Source organism: Streptomyces sp. NPDC006711 (genome assembly GCF_042869775.1).
GTDB lineage: Bacteria > Actinomycetota > Actinomycetes > Streptomycetales > Streptomycetaceae > Streptomyces.
In genome coordinates this window covers 1-18,585 of the sequence record NZ_JBIAGO010000003.1, presented here as the reverse complement: position 1 = coordinate 18,585, position 18,585 = coordinate 1, and the positions used below count along the sequence as shown (strand labels likewise).

Annotated in this window: 18 protein-coding genes and 2 pseudogenes; 8 read left to right on the top strand and 12 right to left on the bottom strand. The window is 71.0% G+C overall.

The features are described 5' to 3' along the window. Positions 1 to 12: 12 nt before the first annotated feature. From ACFYM2_RS07945 to ACFYM2_RS07930, 4 genes are all read right to left on the bottom strand, one after another. A complete protein-coding gene (locus tag ACFYM2_RS07945; RefSeq protein ID WP_388834312.1) occupies positions 13 to 2,361 on the bottom strand; it encodes a SpoIIE family protein phosphatase in 2,349 nt (782 codons plus the stop codon). After that, a complete protein-coding gene (locus ACFYM2_RS07940) occupies positions 2,358 to 2,747 on the bottom strand; it encodes an STAS domain-containing protein (RefSeq protein ID WP_388459939.1) in 390 nt (129 codons plus the stop codon). The genes ACFYM2_RS07945 and ACFYM2_RS07940 overlap by 4 nt, the downstream gene beginning before the upstream one ends. 145 nt (positions 2,748 to 2,892) lie before the next feature. Continuing rightward, entirely contained in the window at positions 2,893 to 3,699 is an 807-nt protein-coding gene (locus tag ACFYM2_RS07935; RefSeq protein WP_358993943.1) for a GDSL-type esterase/lipase family protein, read from the bottom strand. A 330-nt stretch (positions 3,700 to 4,029) separates the two neighbouring features. After that, entirely contained in the window at positions 4,030 to 4,473 is a 444-nt protein-coding gene (locus ACFYM2_RS07930; RefSeq protein WP_388459938.1) for a winged helix-turn-helix transcriptional regulator, read from the bottom strand. Positions 4,474 to 4,577: 104 nt separating this feature from the next. Here ACFYM2_RS07930 and ACFYM2_RS07925 point away from each other — a divergent pair, with 104 nt between their 5' ends. Next, complete coding sequence (locus tag ACFYM2_RS07925; RefSeq protein ID WP_388834309.1) at positions 4,578 to 5,435, top strand: alpha/beta fold hydrolase; 858 nt, start codon at positions 4,578 to 4,580, stop codon at positions 5,433 to 5,435. A 270-nt stretch (positions 5,436 to 5,705) separates the two neighbouring features. On the opposite strand, the pseudogene ACFYM2_RS07920 reads toward ACFYM2_RS07925, so the two are convergent. After that, a pseudogene (locus ACFYM2_RS07920) lies at positions 5,706 to 6,148 on the bottom strand (MBL fold metallo-hydrolase); the annotation flags it as partial. Between the two features lie 116 nt (positions 6,149 to 6,264). Here ACFYM2_RS07920 and ACFYM2_RS07915 point away from each other — a divergent pair. After that, complete coding sequence (locus ACFYM2_RS07915) at positions 6,265 to 6,543, top strand: hypothetical protein (RefSeq protein WP_359008830.1); 279 nt, start codon at positions 6,265 to 6,267, stop codon at positions 6,541 to 6,543. Between the two features lie 157 nt (positions 6,544 to 6,700). Here the strand turns inward: ACFYM2_RS07915 and ACFYM2_RS07910 are convergent, their stop codons facing one another. Both ACFYM2_RS07910 and ACFYM2_RS07905 read right to left on the bottom strand, forming a co-directional pair. Then, positions 6,701 to 7,465: an SDR family NAD(P)-dependent oxidoreductase gene (locus ACFYM2_RS07910; RefSeq protein WP_388834305.1), complete on the bottom strand. Its 765-nt coding sequence runs from the start codon at positions 7,463 to 7,465 to the stop codon at positions 6,701 to 6,703. Between the two features lie 217 nt (positions 7,466 to 7,682). Further along, positions 7,683 to 8,267, bottom strand: coding sequence for a TetR/AcrR family transcriptional regulator (locus tag ACFYM2_RS07905; protein WP_388834302.1), 585 nt, complete (start codon positions 8,265 to 8,267; stop codon positions 7,683 to 7,685). Between the two features lie 239 nt (positions 8,268 to 8,506). Between ACFYM2_RS07905 and ACFYM2_RS07900 the strand changes: the two genes are divergently transcribed. Then, entirely contained in the window at positions 8,507 to 8,824 is a 318-nt protein-coding gene (locus ACFYM2_RS07900) for a cupin domain-containing protein (RefSeq protein ID WP_388834299.1), read from the top strand. A gap of 86 nt (positions 8,825 to 8,910) precedes the next feature. Here ACFYM2_RS07900 and ACFYM2_RS07895 read toward each other — a convergent pair whose 3' ends face one another. Then, positions 8,911 to 9,411 (bottom strand): VOC family protein, encoded by a 501-nt coding sequence (locus tag ACFYM2_RS07895; RefSeq protein ID WP_359008837.1) that lies wholly within the window; start codon positions 9,409 to 9,411, stop codon positions 8,911 to 8,913. Between the two features lie 299 nt (positions 9,412 to 9,710). On the opposite strand from ACFYM2_RS07895, the gene ACFYM2_RS07890 reads away from it, so the two are divergent. Both ACFYM2_RS07890 and ACFYM2_RS07885 read left to right on the top strand, forming a co-directional pair. Beyond that, positions 9,711 to 10,079 (top strand): hypothetical protein, encoded by a 369-nt coding sequence (locus tag ACFYM2_RS07890; protein ID WP_359008839.1) that lies wholly within the window; start codon positions 9,711 to 9,713, stop codon positions 10,077 to 10,079. 132 nt (positions 10,080 to 10,211) lie between these two features. After that, a pseudogene (locus ACFYM2_RS07885) lies at positions 10,212 to 11,217 on the top strand (FAD-dependent monooxygenase). A 155-nt stretch (positions 11,218 to 11,372) separates the two neighbouring features. Here ACFYM2_RS07885 and ACFYM2_RS07880 read toward each other — a convergent pair. From ACFYM2_RS07880 to ACFYM2_RS07870, 3 genes are all read right to left on the bottom strand, one after another. Further along, the gene (locus ACFYM2_RS07880) at positions 11,373 to 13,025 is read right to left on the bottom strand and encodes a hypothetical protein (RefSeq protein WP_388834296.1); all 1,653 of its coding nucleotides are present in this window, start codon (positions 13,023 to 13,025) and stop codon (positions 11,373 to 11,375) included. Between the two features lie 381 nt (positions 13,026 to 13,406). Then, positions 13,407 to 14,297, bottom strand: a complete 891-nt coding sequence (locus ACFYM2_RS07875; RefSeq protein ID WP_388834293.1) for an SDR family oxidoreductase — start codon at positions 14,295 to 14,297, stop codon at positions 13,407 to 13,409. Positions 14,298 to 14,533: 236 nt separating this feature from the next. Further along, positions 14,534 to 15,370, bottom strand: a complete 837-nt coding sequence (locus ACFYM2_RS07870; protein ID WP_388834290.1) for a class I SAM-dependent methyltransferase — start codon at positions 15,368 to 15,370, stop codon at positions 14,534 to 14,536. A 168-nt stretch (positions 15,371 to 15,538) separates the two neighbouring features. Here ACFYM2_RS07870 and ACFYM2_RS07865 point away from each other — a divergent pair, with 168 nt between their 5' ends. Both ACFYM2_RS07865 and ACFYM2_RS07860 read left to right on the top strand, forming a co-directional pair. After that, positions 15,539 to 15,745 carry a hypothetical protein gene (locus ACFYM2_RS07865; RefSeq protein WP_388834287.1) on the top strand — a complete coding sequence of 69 codons (207 nt, stop codon included), beginning with the start codon at positions 15,539 to 15,541 and terminating at the stop codon, positions 15,743 to 15,745. A gap of 60 nt (positions 15,746 to 15,805) precedes the next feature. Next, complete coding sequence (locus tag ACFYM2_RS07860) at positions 15,806 to 17,008, top strand: cytochrome P450 (RefSeq protein WP_388834284.1); 1,203 nt, start codon at positions 15,806 to 15,808, stop codon at positions 17,006 to 17,008. Between the two features lie 21 nt (positions 17,009 to 17,029). Here the strand turns inward: ACFYM2_RS07860 and ACFYM2_RS07855 are convergent, their stop codons facing one another. Next, the gene (locus ACFYM2_RS07855) at positions 17,030 to 17,440 is read right to left on the bottom strand and encodes a hypothetical protein (protein ID WP_388459922.1); all 411 of its coding nucleotides are present in this window, start codon (positions 17,438 to 17,440) and stop codon (positions 17,030 to 17,032) included. Between the two features lie 205 nt (positions 17,441 to 17,645). Here ACFYM2_RS07855 and ACFYM2_RS07850 point away from each other — a divergent pair, with 205 nt between their 5' ends. Continuing rightward, the gene (locus tag ACFYM2_RS07850) at positions 17,646 to 18,497 is read left to right on the top strand and encodes a class I SAM-dependent methyltransferase (protein ID WP_388834281.1); all 852 of its coding nucleotides are present in this window, start codon (positions 17,646 to 17,648) and stop codon (positions 18,495 to 18,497) included. The last annotated feature ends 88 nt before the right edge of the window (positions 18,498 to 18,585 follow it).

Below are 18,585 nucleotides of genomic sequence, written 5' to 3'. Positions count from 1 at the left end.
GGCCCGGCGCTCTCACGGGCACGCTGCGGGTGCGATGTCCTTGTCGCCGACAGAGTCGTCGGCGCGATCGCCGGCAGGTGCGTTCGCGGATCGAGGCGTTTCCGTGGCCGTCAGAACGAGGACGGCTTGGTCGTCGTCGATGTCGTGGCCTCCGGTGAAGGCCCGAACGGCCTCGATCACGGTGTCGATGACGTACCGGGCGCCGGACGGACGCCCCGCGCGGCACAGGGCACCGGCGAGACGCTGTTCGCCGAACTGCTCCCCGTCGTCGGCGCGCGCCTCGGTGATGCCGTCGGTGTAGAGCAGCAGGCTCTCGTGGGGGCGCAGCCGCAGCCGATGGGGTGACACGTCCGGGTCGGCCGAGACACCCAGCAGGGAACCGGGCGCCTCGACGGCCCGCGCGGTGCGGCCGTCGTCGAGAACCAGGGGCAGGGTGTGGCCGGCGCGGACGAGTTCGATGTCGAGGCCGTCAGGAGCGGGCGAGAGCTGGCCGTACACGAGGGTGACGAAGCCGCCGCCGTGACTGCCGGGGCGGTTCAGCAAGGCCCGGTTGACGGCCTTGACGACGTCCTCGGGGCCGTGCAGGAAGGGGGCGACGGCGCGCGCGGTGTGGCGGACAAGCGCGGTGGTGGTGGCGGCGATGGCGCCCCGGCCGCAGACGTCGCCGAGCATGAACGCCCAGCGGCCGTCGTCCAGAGGAAAAACGTCGTAGAAGTCGCCGCCGATGTCGAGTCCTTCACCGGCGGGGTGGTAGTAGGTGGCGACATCGGTTCCCGGCACGGTCGGCAGGTCCGGCAGGAGCAGGCCGGCCTGGAGGTCGCGGGCGAGGGCGGTCCGGTGGGCGTACTGACGGGCGTTGTGGGCGGCCGAGCCCGAGCGACGGGCGAGTTCTTCGGCCAGGGCGACGGTGTGACCGTCAAAGGTGTGCTCGTCCGTCGTCAGCAGCGTCACGGTGCCGAACGCGCTGCCCCGGTCCATGAGGGGAACGCACAGGTAGCCGGTGACGCCCAGGTCGTGCCAGGGCCCGGGCCCGGTGGGGGCGCGGCGGGCGACCTCGCTCACGCCGGAGGCCAGCACACGGGACACGGCGTCGTCGTCGGCGTCGTAGACCGGGATGTGGGACGCGAGCAGGTCCTGCTGCGCCTCGGTGGGAGCGGCGGTGGCGACCCGGACCACGCGTCCGCCCTTGATGATGTCGACGGCGCACAGCGGAGCGAGCCTCGGCACGCACGAGGCGGCGAGGCGCTGAAGGGTCTGGCCCGCGTCGAGGTCGGAGGTCAGGGCGGCGCTGGCGTCCAGCAGGAAGGCGAGGTCGTCGCGCGCGGCCTTCTCACGGGCCTCGGCCGCCAGACGTGCCTTTTCCGCCGTGTCGCGCTCGATGGCCAGGGCGGCGGTGCCCGCGAAGACACGTGCCAGCGCGAGATCCGCCTCCTGCGGAGCGCGAGGCACGCGGTGGTACATCGCGAAGGTGCCCAGAAGCGAACCGTCGCGGGCCAGGATCGGAGTGGACCAGCAGGCGGCGACGCCGGCTCGTCCGGCCAGGTCGCGGAAGTCGTCCCAGAAGGGATCGGTGGCGATGTCGGTGACGATCACCGGTTGCCGCCGGTGCGCGGCGGTGCCGCACGAACCTATGCCTTCACCCGTGGCGATGCCGTCGATGGCCCGGTTGTAGAAGTCGGGCAGGCTCGGGGCCGCGCCGTGGCGCAGGTGCCGACCGTCGGGGTCGGCAAGCAGCACGGAGACCAGCACCTCCTCGGGCGACAGCTCCTCGATGACGTGCGCCATGCCGTCCAGCACCTCCGGCAGCGGGGCCTGCCGCGCGATCTGCTCAAGGAGAGCCCGGTGCTCGGCGGTGAGGCGCTGGGCGTGCTTGACCTGAGTCGTCTCCACGCCGATCATGCGTACGCCCATGACGTTTCCGCCGGCGTCCAGGCGGGGCTCGTAGGAGAAGTCGAAGAACGCCTCCCGCGCCGCGTCCCCTCGGCCCAGCACGACCCGCGCGTCGTGTCCGGTGTGGGGCTTCCCGGTGCGGTAGACGCGGTCCAGCAGGGTGATGACTCCTTGCGCCGCAAGCTCCGGCACCATCCGCCCCAGAGGCATTCCGGTCCGCAGCGGCTCGCCGCCACCCAGGGCGGCGAAGAACGCGGCATTGGCCGTCTCCAGCATGTGCGCCGGGCCGGCCAGGGAGGCGAACACGGACGTCGACTGCCCGAACAGCGCCCGCAGATCGTCCTCCGCCCCACCCCTGACGCCACCGGACGCGCCGCCGGACGCGCCGCCGGACGCGCCGCCGGACGCGCCGCCGGACGCACCGGCGGCCTCGACGAGCCGGCCCGGCTGCGGCTTCGGTACACGCGTCATGCGCGCTGCCCCTCATTCAGTCGGACCGAGCCCGCGCCACCGGCGGGGGAACCCTTGTCCACGGCCAGAGCCCCGGCCATGTCGGCGTGCACGGAGAGCACCTGGTTCAGACCCGTCAACTCCAACAAACGCGACACCTTGGCCGGTACGGACGCCAGCCGGAACGCGCGGTCGCGCCAGGACAACTGCTGGTGCAGCCGGACGAGTTCACCGATGCCAGAAGAGTCGCAGAACGACAGGAGGGAGCAGTCGACCACCACCGGGCCCTCTGCCCGCCCGTCCAGCAGCTCCTTGTTCCCCGCCTCGCGCAGCTGCTCCACGCTGTCGTGGTCGAGCTCTCCGCGCAGCGCGAACACCACGCTGTGCCCGTCCCGCCTGACGTTCACCGAGAACACCCTCAGCTTCCTCCGTGTGAAGCGCTGACCGCCAACCCCCGCGTGGGGGGACATCGGCTTCGGGCGCCGCCTACCCCGGAAGGGCGCTTCGGAACCGTACGTTTCTTGACCGAGGGGGCCGGTGTGTCTGCCGGGGTCAGAGTCCGGCGTCTTCGGCGGTGTCGACGTGGACGGGTGCTTTGCGTTCCATGGGGATGCTGTCGAGTACGGGGTAGGGGCGTGGATACGTGGCGCCGATCTGGAAGCGCTGGCTGAGCACGTCGGCGAAGGCGGCCGCGATGCGCACCTCGCCGTTGGGATTGGGGTGGGTGTCGTCCCAGGTGTGGTCGGAGGCGGTGAACTCGGCTGCGGTGTCGGCCACTTCGATGGGGGAGAGCGGTCGGCGGAGTTCGGTGGCCACGGCGCGGAGACGGTCGTTGCACTTGCTCACGCGCTTGGAGAGGTCGAAGTCCTGCGTGGCCCTGACGGTCTCCAGGATGGTGCCGAGGACGAGACGGACGGCGTGGTGTCCGGCGCGGGCGTTGGCGATGAACTCACGCAGGTTGGCCTCGAACTGCTCCGGGGTGACGTCGTACCAGATCAGGTCATTGATGCCGAGGAGTACGAGGACGAAGTCGGGCCGGTAGGTCGCCACATACTCCTGAATGGTCGTCTTGGCGACGATGTAGGGCTGCCCCCACTTGGCGGCGTGATCGCGGTCGAACCTGGTGTCGGCGTATGTGTTGTCGCCGTCGCCGGTCTCCTCGGTCCGGATGTTGTCGAGCGTTTTGAAGGGGCCGACGAAGTCCACCCGCACACGGTTTTCATCGAGGTGCTTCCAGAGGCGGAAACGCCAGGTCCAGTCGCCGCTGCTGCCGTGGCTGATCGAATCCCCGACGATCATCAGAGAGACGTCCACGGCGTCGGGGTTGTCGTAGTCGGTGGAGGGGGCGGGAGTCGTCATGGGGGAGGCTCCATTCGGCGGGTTCCGGCAGCGCTTTTCCGGGCCGGGGAACGGGTTCGAGGGTGGGGCGGTGGTGTGGGTGCGGAGGCTGCGCGACGAGCCGGTCGTCGCGACCAACGGTCCCCTCTCCGCTCCCGCGGCACCCGCCGTGTTACCCCACCCGGGCTAGGGGGTGTCTGGTGGACCATGGCCGGGGGCGCGGCGTCTGGCACGGCACCTCGCGGCGTTGCCGAATCGCCCCGATAGCTCCGCTATCGAGACGCTCCGGCGCCTTGCGATGCACCGCACCAGACGCCGCGCCCTGACCGACCCTGATCCACCAGACGCCCCCTAGTCATGGGCGGACCCGGCCGCGTTCCCCTCGTCGGCCTCATCCGCCGCCTGGTCGGCGGTGCGGTTGGCTCGGTCGATCTCGGCCATGTGGTCCTCCGCCCAGGTCCGCAGCGCCGCGAGCGCCACTTCCAGGGACAGCCCCAGTTCGGTGAGCCGGTAGAAGACGCGCGGCGGCACGCTCGGCTCGACCCGGCGTGACACCAGCCCGTCGCGGGTCAGACCGCGCAACGTCACGGACAGCATCTTCTGCGAGACCCCGGGCATCCGGCGCTTCAGCTCCGCGAAGCGCACCTCGTCCGGTGCGGCGTCGGCCAGCGTCTTGACGGCCATCGACGTCCACTTCGTACCGATCCGGTCCAGCAACTGCCGTGTCGGGCACAGGGGATCGAACACATCACCCCGCGCCCCGGTACGCGCGGCCCGGGCTCCTCGGGTGGTCACCTGGGGCTCACCACCTTCCCTGAAAGTGCCGTCTGGGCAGCGGCCAGGCGGTTACCTATCGTTCGCTGGTAACCAATCGTAACCGCCTAATCCGGGGAGTCACCTTGCCGTTCGCCACCGCACACCAACTGCGCCGCGTCACGACGAACGGGGTCGAACTCAACGTCGCCGTCGCGGGGGAGGGACCGGCGGTCCTGCTACTGCACGGCTTCCCTCACACCTGGCAGGTCTGGCGGGAGATCATGGGCCCGCTGGCCGGCCGGTACCAGGTCATCGCCCCGGACCTGCGAGGCTTCGGCGCCAGCACACGGGCCCTCGACGGGTACGACGCGGGCACCCTCGCCGCCGACGCCGAAGGGCTGCTCGACGCGCTCGGCGAGGCCTCGGCGGCGGTGATCGGCATCGACGCGGGGGCCGCGCCCGCCGTCCTGCTCGGGTTGCGCCGACCCGGCCTCGTCCGCCGTCTGGTGGTGATGGAGGCCCTGCTCGGTCGCCTGCCGGGGGCGGAACACGTCCTCGCGGGCGGCGCCCCCTGGTGGTTCGGCTTCCACGCCGTCCCCGGCCTCGCCGAGACCGTACTGGCCGGCAACGAGGCCCCGTACATCGACTGGTTCCTCAATGCGGGGACGCTCGGGCGGGGAGTGCCCGACGACATCCGCGCGGCCTTCGTCGAGGCGTACACCGGGAGCGAGGCGCTGCGGTGCGCGTTCTCGTACTACCGGGCGCTGCCCACCAGCGGGCGACAGATCGAGGACGCCGTCACGACAGCTCGCCTGACCATGCCGACCATGGCCATCGGCTCCCACCCCGTCGGCCCCGGCCTCGAACGCCAACTCCGCTTTTTTGCCGACGACTTGACCGGACACTGCCTCCAGGACTGCGGCCACATCATCCCCCTCGACCGGCCCGAGGCGCTGCTGGCGCTCCTTGTGCCCTTCCTCGCCGCCGATCTGCCGAAGTGACCCACGGGATTCAAGGGATTCATGGCCGAGGCGCCGGGAAGGGGCGGAACCCGCCGGACAGCAGGGTGAGTTGGCTCGGCTCCGGGGGGGTACCGCCCACGATCCGAGTCTCCGCCCCTCACAGAGCGAGCACGGCCGGCAAATCGGCGCGGGGCGCGGGGCGCGGGGCGAAGAACGAGCTCGGGCGGGGGAGCGGAGGCAGAGGCCGTCGGTGGCAAGGCACCGACCAGAGCTGGCCCCTTCAGTGTCCAGTAGTTGTCGCCCGCAGCTGATCGAGAAGGTGGCACCGGGCGTGGCGTAATCGATGGGGCCGTCGTACCGGGCCGAGGCGCGCGCACGGCCTGTCCCGGGGTGAGGAACCTGCCGACGTGCGTGACGATCAGCCGGGCCGCCTGAGCCTCGCGGGCAGTTTCGCCGGTGTCCTCGGGGCTGTGGTGCACCTGCGCGTCCCCGGCGGGAGCCTCGGCGCTCTCGGCCTCGCACAGCAGCACGTCGCACCCTGCGGCGAGCCGTCCGAGGTTCGCGCACGGCGCCGTGTCCCCGGAATAGACCAGCGAGCGCCCCTCGGCTTCGATGCGTACGCCGAAGGCCGGGATGCCGTGCGCCACCGCGCGGCTGGTCATGGTGAGGGCGCCCACGTGCGTCTGGTGGCCGCCCGTCAGCTCCTGGATGGCGAAGGCGGACTCGACCGGGCTGCGCGTGGAGGTGTTGGTGGTGCGGGGCGCGGTGCAACGGCACTACCGGTTGCGACAGGACCGGGCTGTAATCGGCGCCGAGGCGGTTCGGCACGCTCACGCCCGAGGGCCACCGGCAGGTGTTCGCCACCGCGATGACCGCGCTGCTGGCCGAGTTCACCGCCTATCTCGACCGCGACGGAGCCGATCCGGTGGCCGACCAGGTGGGTTACCGGCAACATGCGCTCTGGCTCAGCCCGGCGGAACGGGAGGAACTGATCGGCGAGCTGCGTGCGGCCATCGCGCCGAAACTGACCAACCGCCCGAGTTCCGAGCGAGCGCAATACCTGCTCAGTCCCATCCTCTTTCCGATGGAAGCCCCGCGACTGGAGGGCGAGCTGTCGGCGGCAGAGGCCGAGCGCACCGACACATGATCGGCCGGCCGGGCAGGTGGCCGAGCGCCGCCAGCCGCCTGTCGTGATCCGGGTCCGTCGTTACCGGATCCTCTCGTGACCCGCGCTGCCGCGACCGGCTGCCGTGGCCCGCGCCGGTGCGAACGCGACCGCACTCGCGTCGGCGCAGGGGTTGCCGTCAGGCGGCGGCGCCGCCGTCGATGACGAGGTCGGCGCCGACGATCGATGCGGCATCCGGCGACGCCAAGTACAGCACGGCTGAGGCGACTTCGGCGGTGGAGGAGACCCGTCCCAGCGGCGACGCGCTCTTCATGCGGGCTGCGCGGTCAGCGACGGTCTCGCCCGGGCGCAGCGACATGGCGGTGTCGGAGGGGCCGGGACTGACGGCGTTGATGCGGACCCCGTCGGCGATGTGGTCCAGGGCCGCCGCCCTGGTCAGGGCGGAGACGGCCGCCTTGCCGGCCAGGTAGCCGGCGAGGCCCGGGAGTCGGCTGTGCGCGCCCAGGTTGGAGGCGATGTTGACGATCGCGCCACCGGTGGGCTGTCGCCGCATCTGAGCCACTTCGGCCTGGAGGCTGAGGAGTACGCCAGTGACGTTGATGTCCAGCATGGTGCGCCAGTCCTCCTCGGGGAGGTCCGCTATGGGGGCACCGCCCCGGAAGACGCCGGCATTGTTCACGGCGACATCAAGGCTGCCGAAGCGTTCGACGGTATGACGGACCAGGGCTCTGACGTCCTCGGAACGCGTCACGTCCGTGGTGACCGCGACGGCCGAACCACCTTCCTTCTCGATCAGCGCAACCGTCTCGTCGAGCGCCGTGACGGTACGTCCGGCCCCGACGACCGAGGCACCTTCGGCCGCGAAGGCGAGAGCGACGGCCCGGCCGATGCCGGAGCCCGCGCCGGTGACGAGGACGGTCTTTCCGGTGAAGCGTGCGGTCATGGTGGTGGCTCCTTAGGTCGGCACTTGGTTGTTCGGGGTTCGGGGTTCGGGGTCCGGGTCGGGCGTTGGGAGTTGAGGTTGGGGGCGTTGAGGGGCGCGGGTGCCGGGGCCGTTTGCGGGGTGCCAGGGGGCGGGCGCCTCGATAATGGACTGACCGTTCTAGAATATGGCCGCAAGGGCAGACACACGCGCACCCTCACGCTCCCCGCAGGGTTGGTCAGTCGAGCAGCTTCAACGCCTGCTCGGCGGCGTCCCGCACGCGGCCCGGGTCCTGTGACACCTTGCCGACCACTCGCAGACCCTGCATCAGTACGAGCAGCATCCGCGCGAGTGTGCGCGGATCGCGGTCGGTCGGCAACTCGTCCTGCGCCTGGGCCCGGGTCAGCGCTGAGCGCAGCAGAGTCTCGACGTGGTCCCAGCTCGTCTCGACCCGGCGGGCCGCCGCCGTATCGTGTGCGCCCAGTTCTGCGGCCGTGTTGGTGACGAAACACCCCAGGGAACGCCGGTCGTTGGCGTGTGCCTCGGCCGCGAAGCGTCGTACCAGCGTACGCACGGCGGGCAGTGCGGGGCCGGGCTGGGACAGTGCGCTCAGCAGAGCCGCGTCGTGGTGCTCGTTGTAGCGATCCAGCGCTTTCAGGTACAGCTCGTGCTTGTTGCCGAAGGTGGCGTAGATGCTGGCACGTCCGATGCCGAGATGTTCGACGAGGTCAGCCATCGAGGTGGCCTCGTAGCCGCGCCGCCAGAACAGCTCCAGGGCTGACTGCAACGCGGCGTCCGGATCGAATTCCTTGGTTCTGGCCACGCTCGAACTCTAGTGACAGTGGAACGACCGGTCAAATATGGTTCGTTGTTGTCACGGGTTGCCGAGCACGCGCGGTCCGCCCACGTGGGGATGGCATCCACCAGTCAGGGTCGCCCTCGCCATCCTTTGCGAAACGGTCGACCAACCGTACGCGCAGGCCACGTAGCTTTTCGGGCATCCAGAGACCTTGCTGAGGGCGTCCGGTGACATCACACCGGGGGTCAGAGGAGAAGTGCGTCGTGAGCCTGATCAACCTGATGAATGCCGCCGCCGATCTCCCCGGAGGGTGGCGCTCACGTGTGCTGGGCGACATGGGTACCGCCTGTGTGAAAGTGCTGAGGATGGATGACATGCCGGTCAAGGCCGAGAGCCATGAGGCCGCCGAGGTGCTTCTCGTCCTCGACGGGCGCCTCGAACTCGAAGTCGACGGCAGGCCCGTGCCGGTGTGCGCGGGCGAGCTCTATTTGGTCCCGGCAGGGACGGTCCACGCGGTCCGTCCCGGAAGCCGGGGCACGCTCGTGATCGTGGAGCGGCGGGACGACGCCGGCGACAACTGACGCCCGGCTGCGGCGGCGGCCTCTCTCGCCGACCGGCGGGCACCGGGGTGAGCGGACGCACGGCGCAAGCGGCGGCCGCTCCTGACTCAGGTGGGCGACCCGGCGGCCGCACCCGTCTTGAGGTCGGGTCCCCAACGCTTGAGCGCGGCTTCGAGGTCGAGTCCGCTCGGGCGGGCGTCGTCGGCTTCGGACGGCCAGTCCTCGCGCGGCACGCGCCACATGATCTCGAACTCGTTGCCGTCGGGGTCCTTGGCGTACAGGGACTTCGACACCAGGTGATCCGTCGAGCCGACCATGGCGCCGCGCTTGGTGAGCTCGACGGCGATGGCGGCGAGTTCGCCGAGCGTTCCCACCTCCCAGGCCAGGTGGTAAAGCCCCACGCGACCCTGCTCGGGTCCGGGCGCCTGTGCCCCGACGGAGAACAGGCCGAGGTCGTGATCGTTGAGGGTGTCCTCGGCGCTGAGGAACGCGGCGCGGCCGGGGATGTCGACGTCGAGCTTGAAGCCGAATACGTCCGTGTAGAACTCCACGGCGCGAGCGACGTCTCGCACGTAGAGCACCGCGTGATTGAGGCGGCGTACAGGCATGGGGGTCTCCCGGGGCGGTGAAGGGTGAGGCGGTGGCCTCACTTGCACCTTAGAACAATGTGAGACTTCAAGTAAATCTCCACCTGGGTGATCGTTTCGCTGCGCTGAGTCATTGGCCGGATTGTGGGCGGCCCATACCGGCCAGTCACCGAACCCTTTGGCTGGCGCACGAGGAGCCGGGGGACGCGGGCGAGGTGCCAACCGCATCCGGACGCCGTGGGGTGGCTTGGGGGGTGCCGTGCCGACCTCTTCGAGTACCGTGATGGGCGCTACCGCGACACAACGAGGGGTTCGACGCCATGCCCGCCGCGAGATTCTTCTTCGACGCAGGATCAGGCGCAGTCCTCTGGGCGGCCACCGAGGACGCGGAGGTGTGGGGGTACCCGGTCGAGCTGGACCGGCTGCCGATCAGCCGCGACCTCCGCGATGTCCTGTACGGGCTGATAGCTCGTTACGATACGGCGTTGAACTGGGATTACCCCCCGAACCCCGGGCCGTGGCGTGCAGCGGAGTGTGACCATTTCAACGAGGCGGTACGCCAAGCGCTCAGCCGCCTTCGCGCCGAACTCGGCCCTGCGTGGCAGATTCACGACGAGTTCAACGCGCTCCACGAGGACCCGGACCTCGACCGCTACATGGCCGACCCAGCCGGCTTCGTGCGCGGCTGACGTCACGGAAATTCTGCGCGGAGAGCGGTGCGGGGGTGGGGGAGGGGCGCGCGTACCTGAGCTGTCTTTATGGTCCGGACACCGGCGTAGCAGCGCCAGCGCGCGGGGGTCGTCGACCCCAGGGCCGCGCGCATGTTCCGCGAGCGGGGCCTGGAGGACCGGCTCCTCGACGGCGCCCCCTTCGCGCCGGTGCTGAACTTCCGCGTCGACGGCGAGTCGCGCCCCTTCAGGTACGTGACCGACGACCACGTCGACGGACGTTTCTGCCCCCAGCAGGTCCTCGTGCGCAATCTCATCGACGTCTTCGTCAGCGACGGCGGCGACCTCCGCTTCAAAGTCGAGGACGTCGAACTGGAGGACCTGGCCGGCCCCCGGCCGCGCGTCCGCTACCGCGACAGTACGGGCGCGACGCGGGTCATCACCTGCGACTTCATCGCCGGCTGCGACGGAGGCCACGGCGTCAGCCGGGCGAGCATCCCCGACAACCTACTGACCCGCCAGTCCCACGAGTACGGGTACGCCTGGCTGACCGTACTGGCCGACGCCCCCGCCAACCACCAGTCCATGATGGCGATCCACGACCGGGGCTTCGCCGGCCAGTTCGCCCGCGGACCCCGGGCCAGCCGCTTCTACCTCCAGTGCCCGCTGGACACCGCCGTCGAGGAGTGGGCGGACGACCGGATCTGGGACGAGATCGAGGCACGCTTCGGCGAACCGGTCGCCCGCGAAGGGGCCCATCACCAGCAAGACGCTGGTGCCGCTGCGCAGCGTGGTCTACGCCCCGATGAGCTACGGCCGCCTGTACCTGCTCGGTGACGCCGCGCACATCGTGCCGCCCATGAGCGCCAAGGGCATGAACCTGGCCCTGCACGACGCCGACGTGTTCGCCACGGCCGTCCTGAAGCGGGTCATGGAGCAGGACGCTGGCCCGCTGGAGGCGTACTCCGCCACCTGCCTCAAGCACGTGTGGAACTACCAGGCGTACGCCGCCTGGTTCACCGACCTCATGCACGACGCGGGAGACGTCTCCTACCGCGGCGAGTTCCGACGCAGCCTCGCACGCGCGGAGTTCGAACGCCTCTACGACTCCGAGACCGCCAACCGGCTCTTCGGCGAGTTTCTTACCGGCCTGAACTGAGTCCCCATCTCCTGGCCGAAACTCCCTTATAAAGAAGGGAAGTTGGGGATAGGGCTCGTTCAGCCGCCCGGTTCCTCACGGCCAGAGTTGAAAGTCAGCTACCAACGTCCGCCTTCCGCCCCCCGCCCGTGGCGCCCACCGCGCCGCGCCAAGTCCTAGAGCAGTCCACTCAGGGGGAGTACCCGCTCGGACAATCGGGCCCGCAACCGGTCCTGCGACGTGTCGGCCTCGCTGAACCAGTCTGCGGTGACGAGCAGTTCGGCCTGCTCGCCGATCTCCTCGGCGGGCAAGGCGCAGAACGCCGAGAGTCGGTCCAGGTGGAGACCGCCGTCCTGCTCCGGGCCGAGTTGGCCGTCGGGGCGGGAATGGGCTGCGGCGTACAGGGCGAGGAGCCGGGTGGCCGGGCCCAGCTTCTTCTTGCGTAGCTTCCGGTCGCCGACCGCCTTCTGGGCCCAGCCCGAGATCTTCGAGCGGCTGGTCTTGCCGAAGGCGAACGGACGCGGCCGGTCCGGCAGCAGGGTGGGGACGGTGAACGCCACCGCGTCCTCGGGCCGGGACGCCAGAGCCTGCGCCACGGTGCAGGACAGCCGCAGCCAGTCGCCCGTGACCAGACGTTCCAGTACGGGTTCCGCGTCGCCGGCCAGCCAGCCGGTGAGGTCCTGACCGGTGACGTTCCCGGTGCCGGCGCGCGCGGCCCGCAGGGTGAGCATGAGGACGGCCAGGCGCACCTCGGCCTCGGGGTGCGGAGAATGGTCCTGGACGTGGTCGAGTACGGCGCGGGCGTGGACGGCCTGGCCTCGCGTCAGCAGCCACTCCACCTGGGGCCCGGTGGCGTCCGTGTCACCGCAGGTCGGACGGTGGGCGCGGTTGGCGTGCATGGCGCGCGTGGTCCGCGCGGCCTTCTCGGCACGTTCGGCCTCCTCTCGCAGCGCTTCTGTGCGGGTGACGTCGGCCCACAGGGCGAACGCGCGCGCCTTGCGCTCGTGGAGGGTGGCGAGGAGGGCGAGGTCGGGCTCGGCACGTTGCTGGTAGGCGCGGAACGCGTCGCCGAGTTCGATGAGTTCGACGCGCAGGACGTCGGGCCGCAAGTTCTGCGGCACAGTCCGCTGCCCGATCTTCCCCCAGGGCTTGGTCCCTCTGGGCGCCGCAGCCGCAGCCGGTGACGCCGACGCCGACGTAGCCGCCCGGGCGCGGGGGAGCGGGCCGGATCTGGGCGGTGGGGGCGCGGGATCACCCGATCTCGCAGTGGACGAGGCGCTGTTGGCGTTGTCGGAGAACAACACCGCGGTGTCCTCCAGGGCCGCGACGCCTGCGCGGGTGCGATCCGCAGCGGCGGGAACTCCGCTACCGTCGGCGGCGTTGCCCTTTCGGGGAGCCGGCGGCGCGGTGGCGACGGTTTTGGCGCCGGGGGTCGCGGCCGCGCAACGTGAGCAGCATTCCATCGCCCGCCACCAACGCCCCTCGCGGTCGGTGACGATGGCCAGAACCACCGGACCACCGCACCGCCACGGCTCCCCGCGCTCGGGGCGTTCATCGCGCCGGGACAGGTTGTGGGCCTGGCAGCCCTCGGCCTTGCACACGCAGAACGCGTCGGGGCGCGGCCCGGCAATGGCCTTCAGATGGGCCTTGAGGTGAGCGACCGCGTTCGTGCGCCCGGCGGCGGCCGTCGGCAGCCGCTCCGGAAGACAGGCCGGCCGACTGCACGAGACGCGCACCGCCGCCGTGCCCCGGGCCGCCGCATCCAGCCGCACCGTCCATGTGCGGCCGAGCACCCGGTCGTCCAGCTCACCCGACGAGACCTGCGCCATCCAACCCCTCCAGCACCGTTGTTCCCAACTGCCGCGCGGGCGCACCTCGAAGGCGGCGCGGCGGTGGACCCACCGTACGCGGACACATCGCCCAACACCGGCAAACCCGGATCTCCCACGCCGACGGCAGCCGGAACGGCCCTCGTGCGGGAGCCGAAGCACCCTCCCCGGTGCCGGAGCCGAAGCAACCCCGCCCGTGCCGAAGCCGGAACAGCCCAGTGCCACAGCCGCAGACCCAGCCGCAACAGCAGCCCTCGGCCCAGCCCCCCAGCCCACACCCACCCCTTCAACGCCACAGCCGACGCAATAGGCACGCCTTGCCCGACGAGAAGCGGTCCACTTTTCCGAAGCGCCACCCCGTCCGCCACCGTTTCCGCCCGTTCAATCCCGTTCTGGTGCGCGCTGCACCGACCCGGCGGCCCTGCCTCCCGGACCGAGCAGCCCGGTCGGGGAGACCGGACCCCGGTCGGCCATGCGCGGCAGAACGTGGCGCGAGACGGCGGTCACGGCCGACGGGAACAGCGGACGCAGCGGCTGAACCCAGCGCAACCACGGCGGTGCGTAGACGGTGGCGAGACGGCGGTCGACGCCCCGCGCGATCCAGGAGGCGATGCTCTCCACCGGGTAGGTGCGGCGGGCCCCGGGCGGCATGTGGGCGCGCAGCTCGCGCAGCACGGTGTGCTGGTCAGCGTCGCGGATCATGCCGGTGTCCGTCCAGTGCACGTAGGCGATGCCCACTTTGGTGCCCTGCGGCTCGAGCTCGGAACGCAGGGACTGGGCGAAGGACTCGACGCCGGCCTTGGACGCGCAGTAGGCACTCATCATGGGCACCGAGCCGAACGCGGCGGTGGAGGCAATTTGCAGGTAGTAGCCACGGTTGCCGAGCAGGGCGGGAAGGAACACCCGGGCGGTAGTGGCGCTGCCACAGAGGTTGACGTCGATGACGCGGCGCCAGGTGGCCGGGTCGCAGGCGGCGAAGGGGCCGCCCTCGGCGACACCCGCGTTGGCCACCACCACCGACGGCGCCCCCAGCTCCTCGCCGACCGAGGCTGCCGCGCGCTCCATCGCCGTCTCGTCGGTGACGTCCACCTCAACGCAGTACGTCTCCGCCGACAGGCCCCGGGCGACCTCGCGCAGGCCCTCGCCCTCCAGACCCAGCAGCGCCACCCGCATGCCCCGCACGGCCAGCTCCCATGCCAGCGCGGCGCCGATTCCCCGGGCGGCGCCGGTCACGACGGCCGTACGGCCCTGTAGCCCTTGCACCCGGCCCATGACGGTCCCTCCAGACGGCCGGCCAGTACGCCACCGTGACGCGCGACGGCCTGTTCCCGCCTTCCGGCCGGCGACAACCCTTTCCCCTGGCGGCGACAACCCTTTCCCTACCGACCATAGGCCGGTCCACTCCGGCGGGCCTGTCGCGCGGGAAACCCGCTGGTCGAGCCGTCCGTACGGCAGGTGACCCGGCCGCCAGGCCGGCGCATCGGAGACGCGGAAACGTACCGACGCCGTCAGCAGCGGGCGCTGACCAGGCATGCCTCGGCGTTGAGCCGGACGCCGCCGGGGCCCTCGAAACGGGCCAAGGCCTGGCGCATCGCCTCGCGGGCCTGCTCGGCCTCCCCGGGGGCGAGACGTTCGAGCAGGGACCGGGCGGGGCCGGAGCCGGCCAGGAAGGCGGCCGCGTCGGTGGCGTCCTTGCCGAAGTTCATCTGCGCCGTCACCAGGTCCACGCGTACGTCGCGGAAGCCCGCGCCGGTCAAGAGCTGACGGATCGTCGCCGGATCGGCGAGCGAGAACATGCCGGGCGCGCCGACGGTGAAGTCAGGGACCGGGCCGAAGGCGCGCAAGTCGGCGAACAGGCCCGCCCAGTCCAACCGTTCGGGCGCGGAGAGACTGGCGAGGGCGAGGCGTCCGCCGGGGCGCAGGGCGCCGCGGACATGAGCGAAGGCGGCGGCCGGGTCCGCGAAGAACATGATGCCGAAGCGGCTCAGAGCGACGTCGAAGCCGCCCGGCGGAAAAGGGTGGACCTGGGCGTCACCTCGCTCGAAGCGCAGGTTGTCCAGGCCTTCTTGGACCGCGAGCGCGCGGGCCCGGTCCAGCTCGGGTGCCGAGAGGTCAAGGCCGAGCACCTGGCCCGGGTGGGCCCGCCGGGCGGCGAGCCGCGAGGTCTGGCCCGCGCCGCAGCCGAGGTCGAGCACCCGCTCGCCCGGCGCGATCGCGGCAGCCCGCAGCAACGGCTCGTTGAACCCCTCGTTGACCGCGTTCCAGCGATCGTGATGGTCGGCCCAGTACTGGCCTTCGTCACCGTTCCAGGTGCTGTCCTGCTCGATGTTGACGATCGCGCTCATGAGATCCCCCTGGCGGCTGAGGCGCCCATCTCCAGTACGGGCGCTTGTCCATCAAGGTATGGGCGGGTGCCCATACGACAAGGAGAAGGAGCCGCACGTCACCCAGAGGTGTCCCGATCACAGGAGTACGGGACCAGCTGTTCGAGGCCGCACAGCGCGTCCTGGCCCGTGAGGGGCCCACCGGGCTGCGGCTCGCTCACGGCCTATCTTCAGGCCGAACGGCGCCTCGGCCGGATACCCGCCACCCGTGACTGCGCCGCCGCCCTGGCCCTGTCCCTGACCGGCACCACCCACCACCTGCTGATGACCACATGGCCCGCGGGTCCCGACCCGCTCGCCCGGATCGAGCAGGTCATCCAGGCGCTCACCGCCTGACCTGATGACGACCCATACACTCGGGGAGACCGCCCGGGGGAAGGAAGCAGGTCCGACACCATGAGCGACCCGCTGTCGTGCCCGGGGTTCTTCGAGAACCCCTACGACTTCTACGACGAACTCCGCGCGGCAGCCCCTGTGCGGCACATGGCCGCCGGATCCGGCAGCGGGCCCAGCTACCTCGTGACGGGCTACGCGGAGGCGAAGGCGGCCTTCGCGCACCCGGGGCTGTCCAAGGACACCGCCCGGTTCTTCGCCGGCCGGACCTCAAATCGCGATCTGCACCCGGCCGTTGCCCGGACGATGCTCGCCACCGACCCTCCCGAGCACACCCGCCTGCGCCGCCTGGTGACCAAGGCATTCACCACCGGTGCCGTCAACCGTCTGCGCCCGTACATCCAGCAGACCGCCGACCACCTCGTCGACGGCCTCCCCGACGACGGTGAAGCCGACCTCGTCACCGCTCTCGCCGTCCCGCTGCCGCTGACGGTGATCTGCGAACTGCTCGGGGTGCCCGAGGCGGACCGCGCCCAGGTGCGCGCCTGGTCGAACGAGCTGTTCTCCGCCGGGCAGCCCCACCGGATCGATGTCGCCTCCCACGCCGTGGCCGGTTACATGACCGACCTCATCAAGGCCAGACGGCGCGTCCAGGACGGCAGCTTCCTGGACGAACTCATCGCCGCTAGAGACGAGGGCGAACAGCTCACCGAGGACGAACTCGTCTCCCTCGTGGTTCTCCTGCTCGTCGCCGGCCACGAAACCACCACGAACTTCATCGGCAACGCCGTGCTGGCCCTTCTCCGCCACCCCGCCCTCCTCGATCGCGTACGCGGCGGTCCTGACCACATCGGCACCGTTCTGGACGAACTGCTGCGCTACGACTCCCCGGTGGGCATCGCCACATTCCGGTACAGCACGCGAGCGATCACCCTGGGCGAGACCGAAATCCCCGCCGGTGTCCCCGTGCTCATTTCCCCCGGTGCGGCCAACCGAGACCCTGCCCGCTATCCCGATCCCGGCCGTCTCGATCCGGGCCGCGACAGCGCGGGGCATCTGGCGTTCGGCCACGGAATCCACCGCTGTCCTGGCGCGCCCCTGGCTCTGGCCGAGACGGAAATCGCGCTCCGCGCACTCCTGACGCGTCACCCCGGGCTCCGTCTCGCGGTGGCCCCCGAAGAGCTGCGGTGGCGGCGGACGCGACTCATACGGGGCCTGGAAGCGTTGCCCGTACGCACGCGGCAAACGCCCGTAGGCACGCGGTAAAAGCTCGCGGCACCAGCCGGGTCAGTCGGACGAGACCGCCGGTGACGTCTCACCCTGGTCGCCCACGCGCTGACCGGAGTCCGTACGGCGGTGCAGGTGGACGGTGAGGGCGAGCAGGCCCAGCGGGGCGGCCACGGCCAGGGCCCCCACGGCCCGGTGTTCGCGGGTGGCGACCGCCGCGTCGCATCCGGACGTACCGAGCTCGCCGAGCTCTCCGCCGGGGCCGTAGTGCTGCTTCGTGAAGGCCTGCCGGTCGAACAGCGCGGGCACACCGCACGACATGGGGGGCTGGAAACTTCCGTTGTTGTCGAAAGACGTCGGAAACAGCATCAGGCCGAACGCCAGCACGAAGCCACCAATGGCGGGGATCGCAAGGATCCAGGCCCATATGAGCAGGTCACGGTTGGTGCGGGGCGCGTCGGTTGCGGTCACGCGGAGAGACGATACGCGCCGGTCGAGCCCCGGACAGCACCGGGGCTCACACCGGCCACCCCGGCTGCCGGGCCCGCCGGCCGTCGACCCGTCGGCCGTGGATTCGCTGGCCGTGGATTCAATGCACCTGGTTCGATTCCGGCGGCCCCGCAGGGACCCGCATCCCGCGTCCGGCCGGCGACAACGGTGCAACTAGGCTGGTTCGGTGACTGATGAGCAGGAGCGGGTGCGGCCGTCGGGAGTGTGGGCCACGGCGGTGGGGGTGGCCAAGGTGCGGGCGCTGGAGACCGAGCGCGAGAACGCGCTGTTCCGCGACCCCCTCGCACAGGCCTTCGCCACTGCGGGCGGTTTGGCGCCCTCCGCACCGCCGTTGCCCGGCGACGAGGCCGCGCGGCGGCGTCGCATGGGTCTGGCCTTCTCCATCGTCATCAGGACGAAGTTCCTCGACGACTTGTTGCGGGAGGCCTCCGCGTCCGGGGTCCGACAGATCGTGCTGCTCGGCGCCGGCATGGACAGCCGCGCCTTCCGGATGGCCTGGCCCGACGGCACCCGCCTCTTCGAGGTCGACACCTCCGCGCCCCTGGACTTCAAGGAGTCCGTACTGAGCCAGGAGCGGGCCGTCGCACGCTGCGAGCGGATCACCGTCGCGGTGGATCTGCGCGATGACTGGCCGTCCGCACTGGTCGCCGCTGGTCACGACCCCACCGCACCGACCGCGTGGATCGCCGAAGGGCTCCTGATCTATCTCCCCGAGGACGCGGTGGAGTTGCTGCTGTCCCGGATCGGCGCGCAGTCGGCGCCGGGCAGTTGTATGGGCCTCACCCTGGGCTCGCGCGGAGTGATCGAACGCTTCGGCGCGGATGCCGCACCGGGATCGGCCGCCACCATGTGGGTCTCGGAGATGCCGGACGACCCGGTGGGGTGGCTGGCGGGGCACGGCTGGGAGGCCCACCCCCACACCCTGCGCGAGCGCGCCGCCGCCTACGGCCGCCCGATCAGCACCCCGCCGCAGGGCGAGGAGCAGCCGGGCGGACTCATCTCGGCGGTCCGCCGCTAGGGGGTGTCTGGTGGATCAGGGTCGGTCAGGGCGCGGCGTCTGGTGCGGTGCATCGCAAGGCGCCGGAGCGTCTCGATAGCGGAGCTAT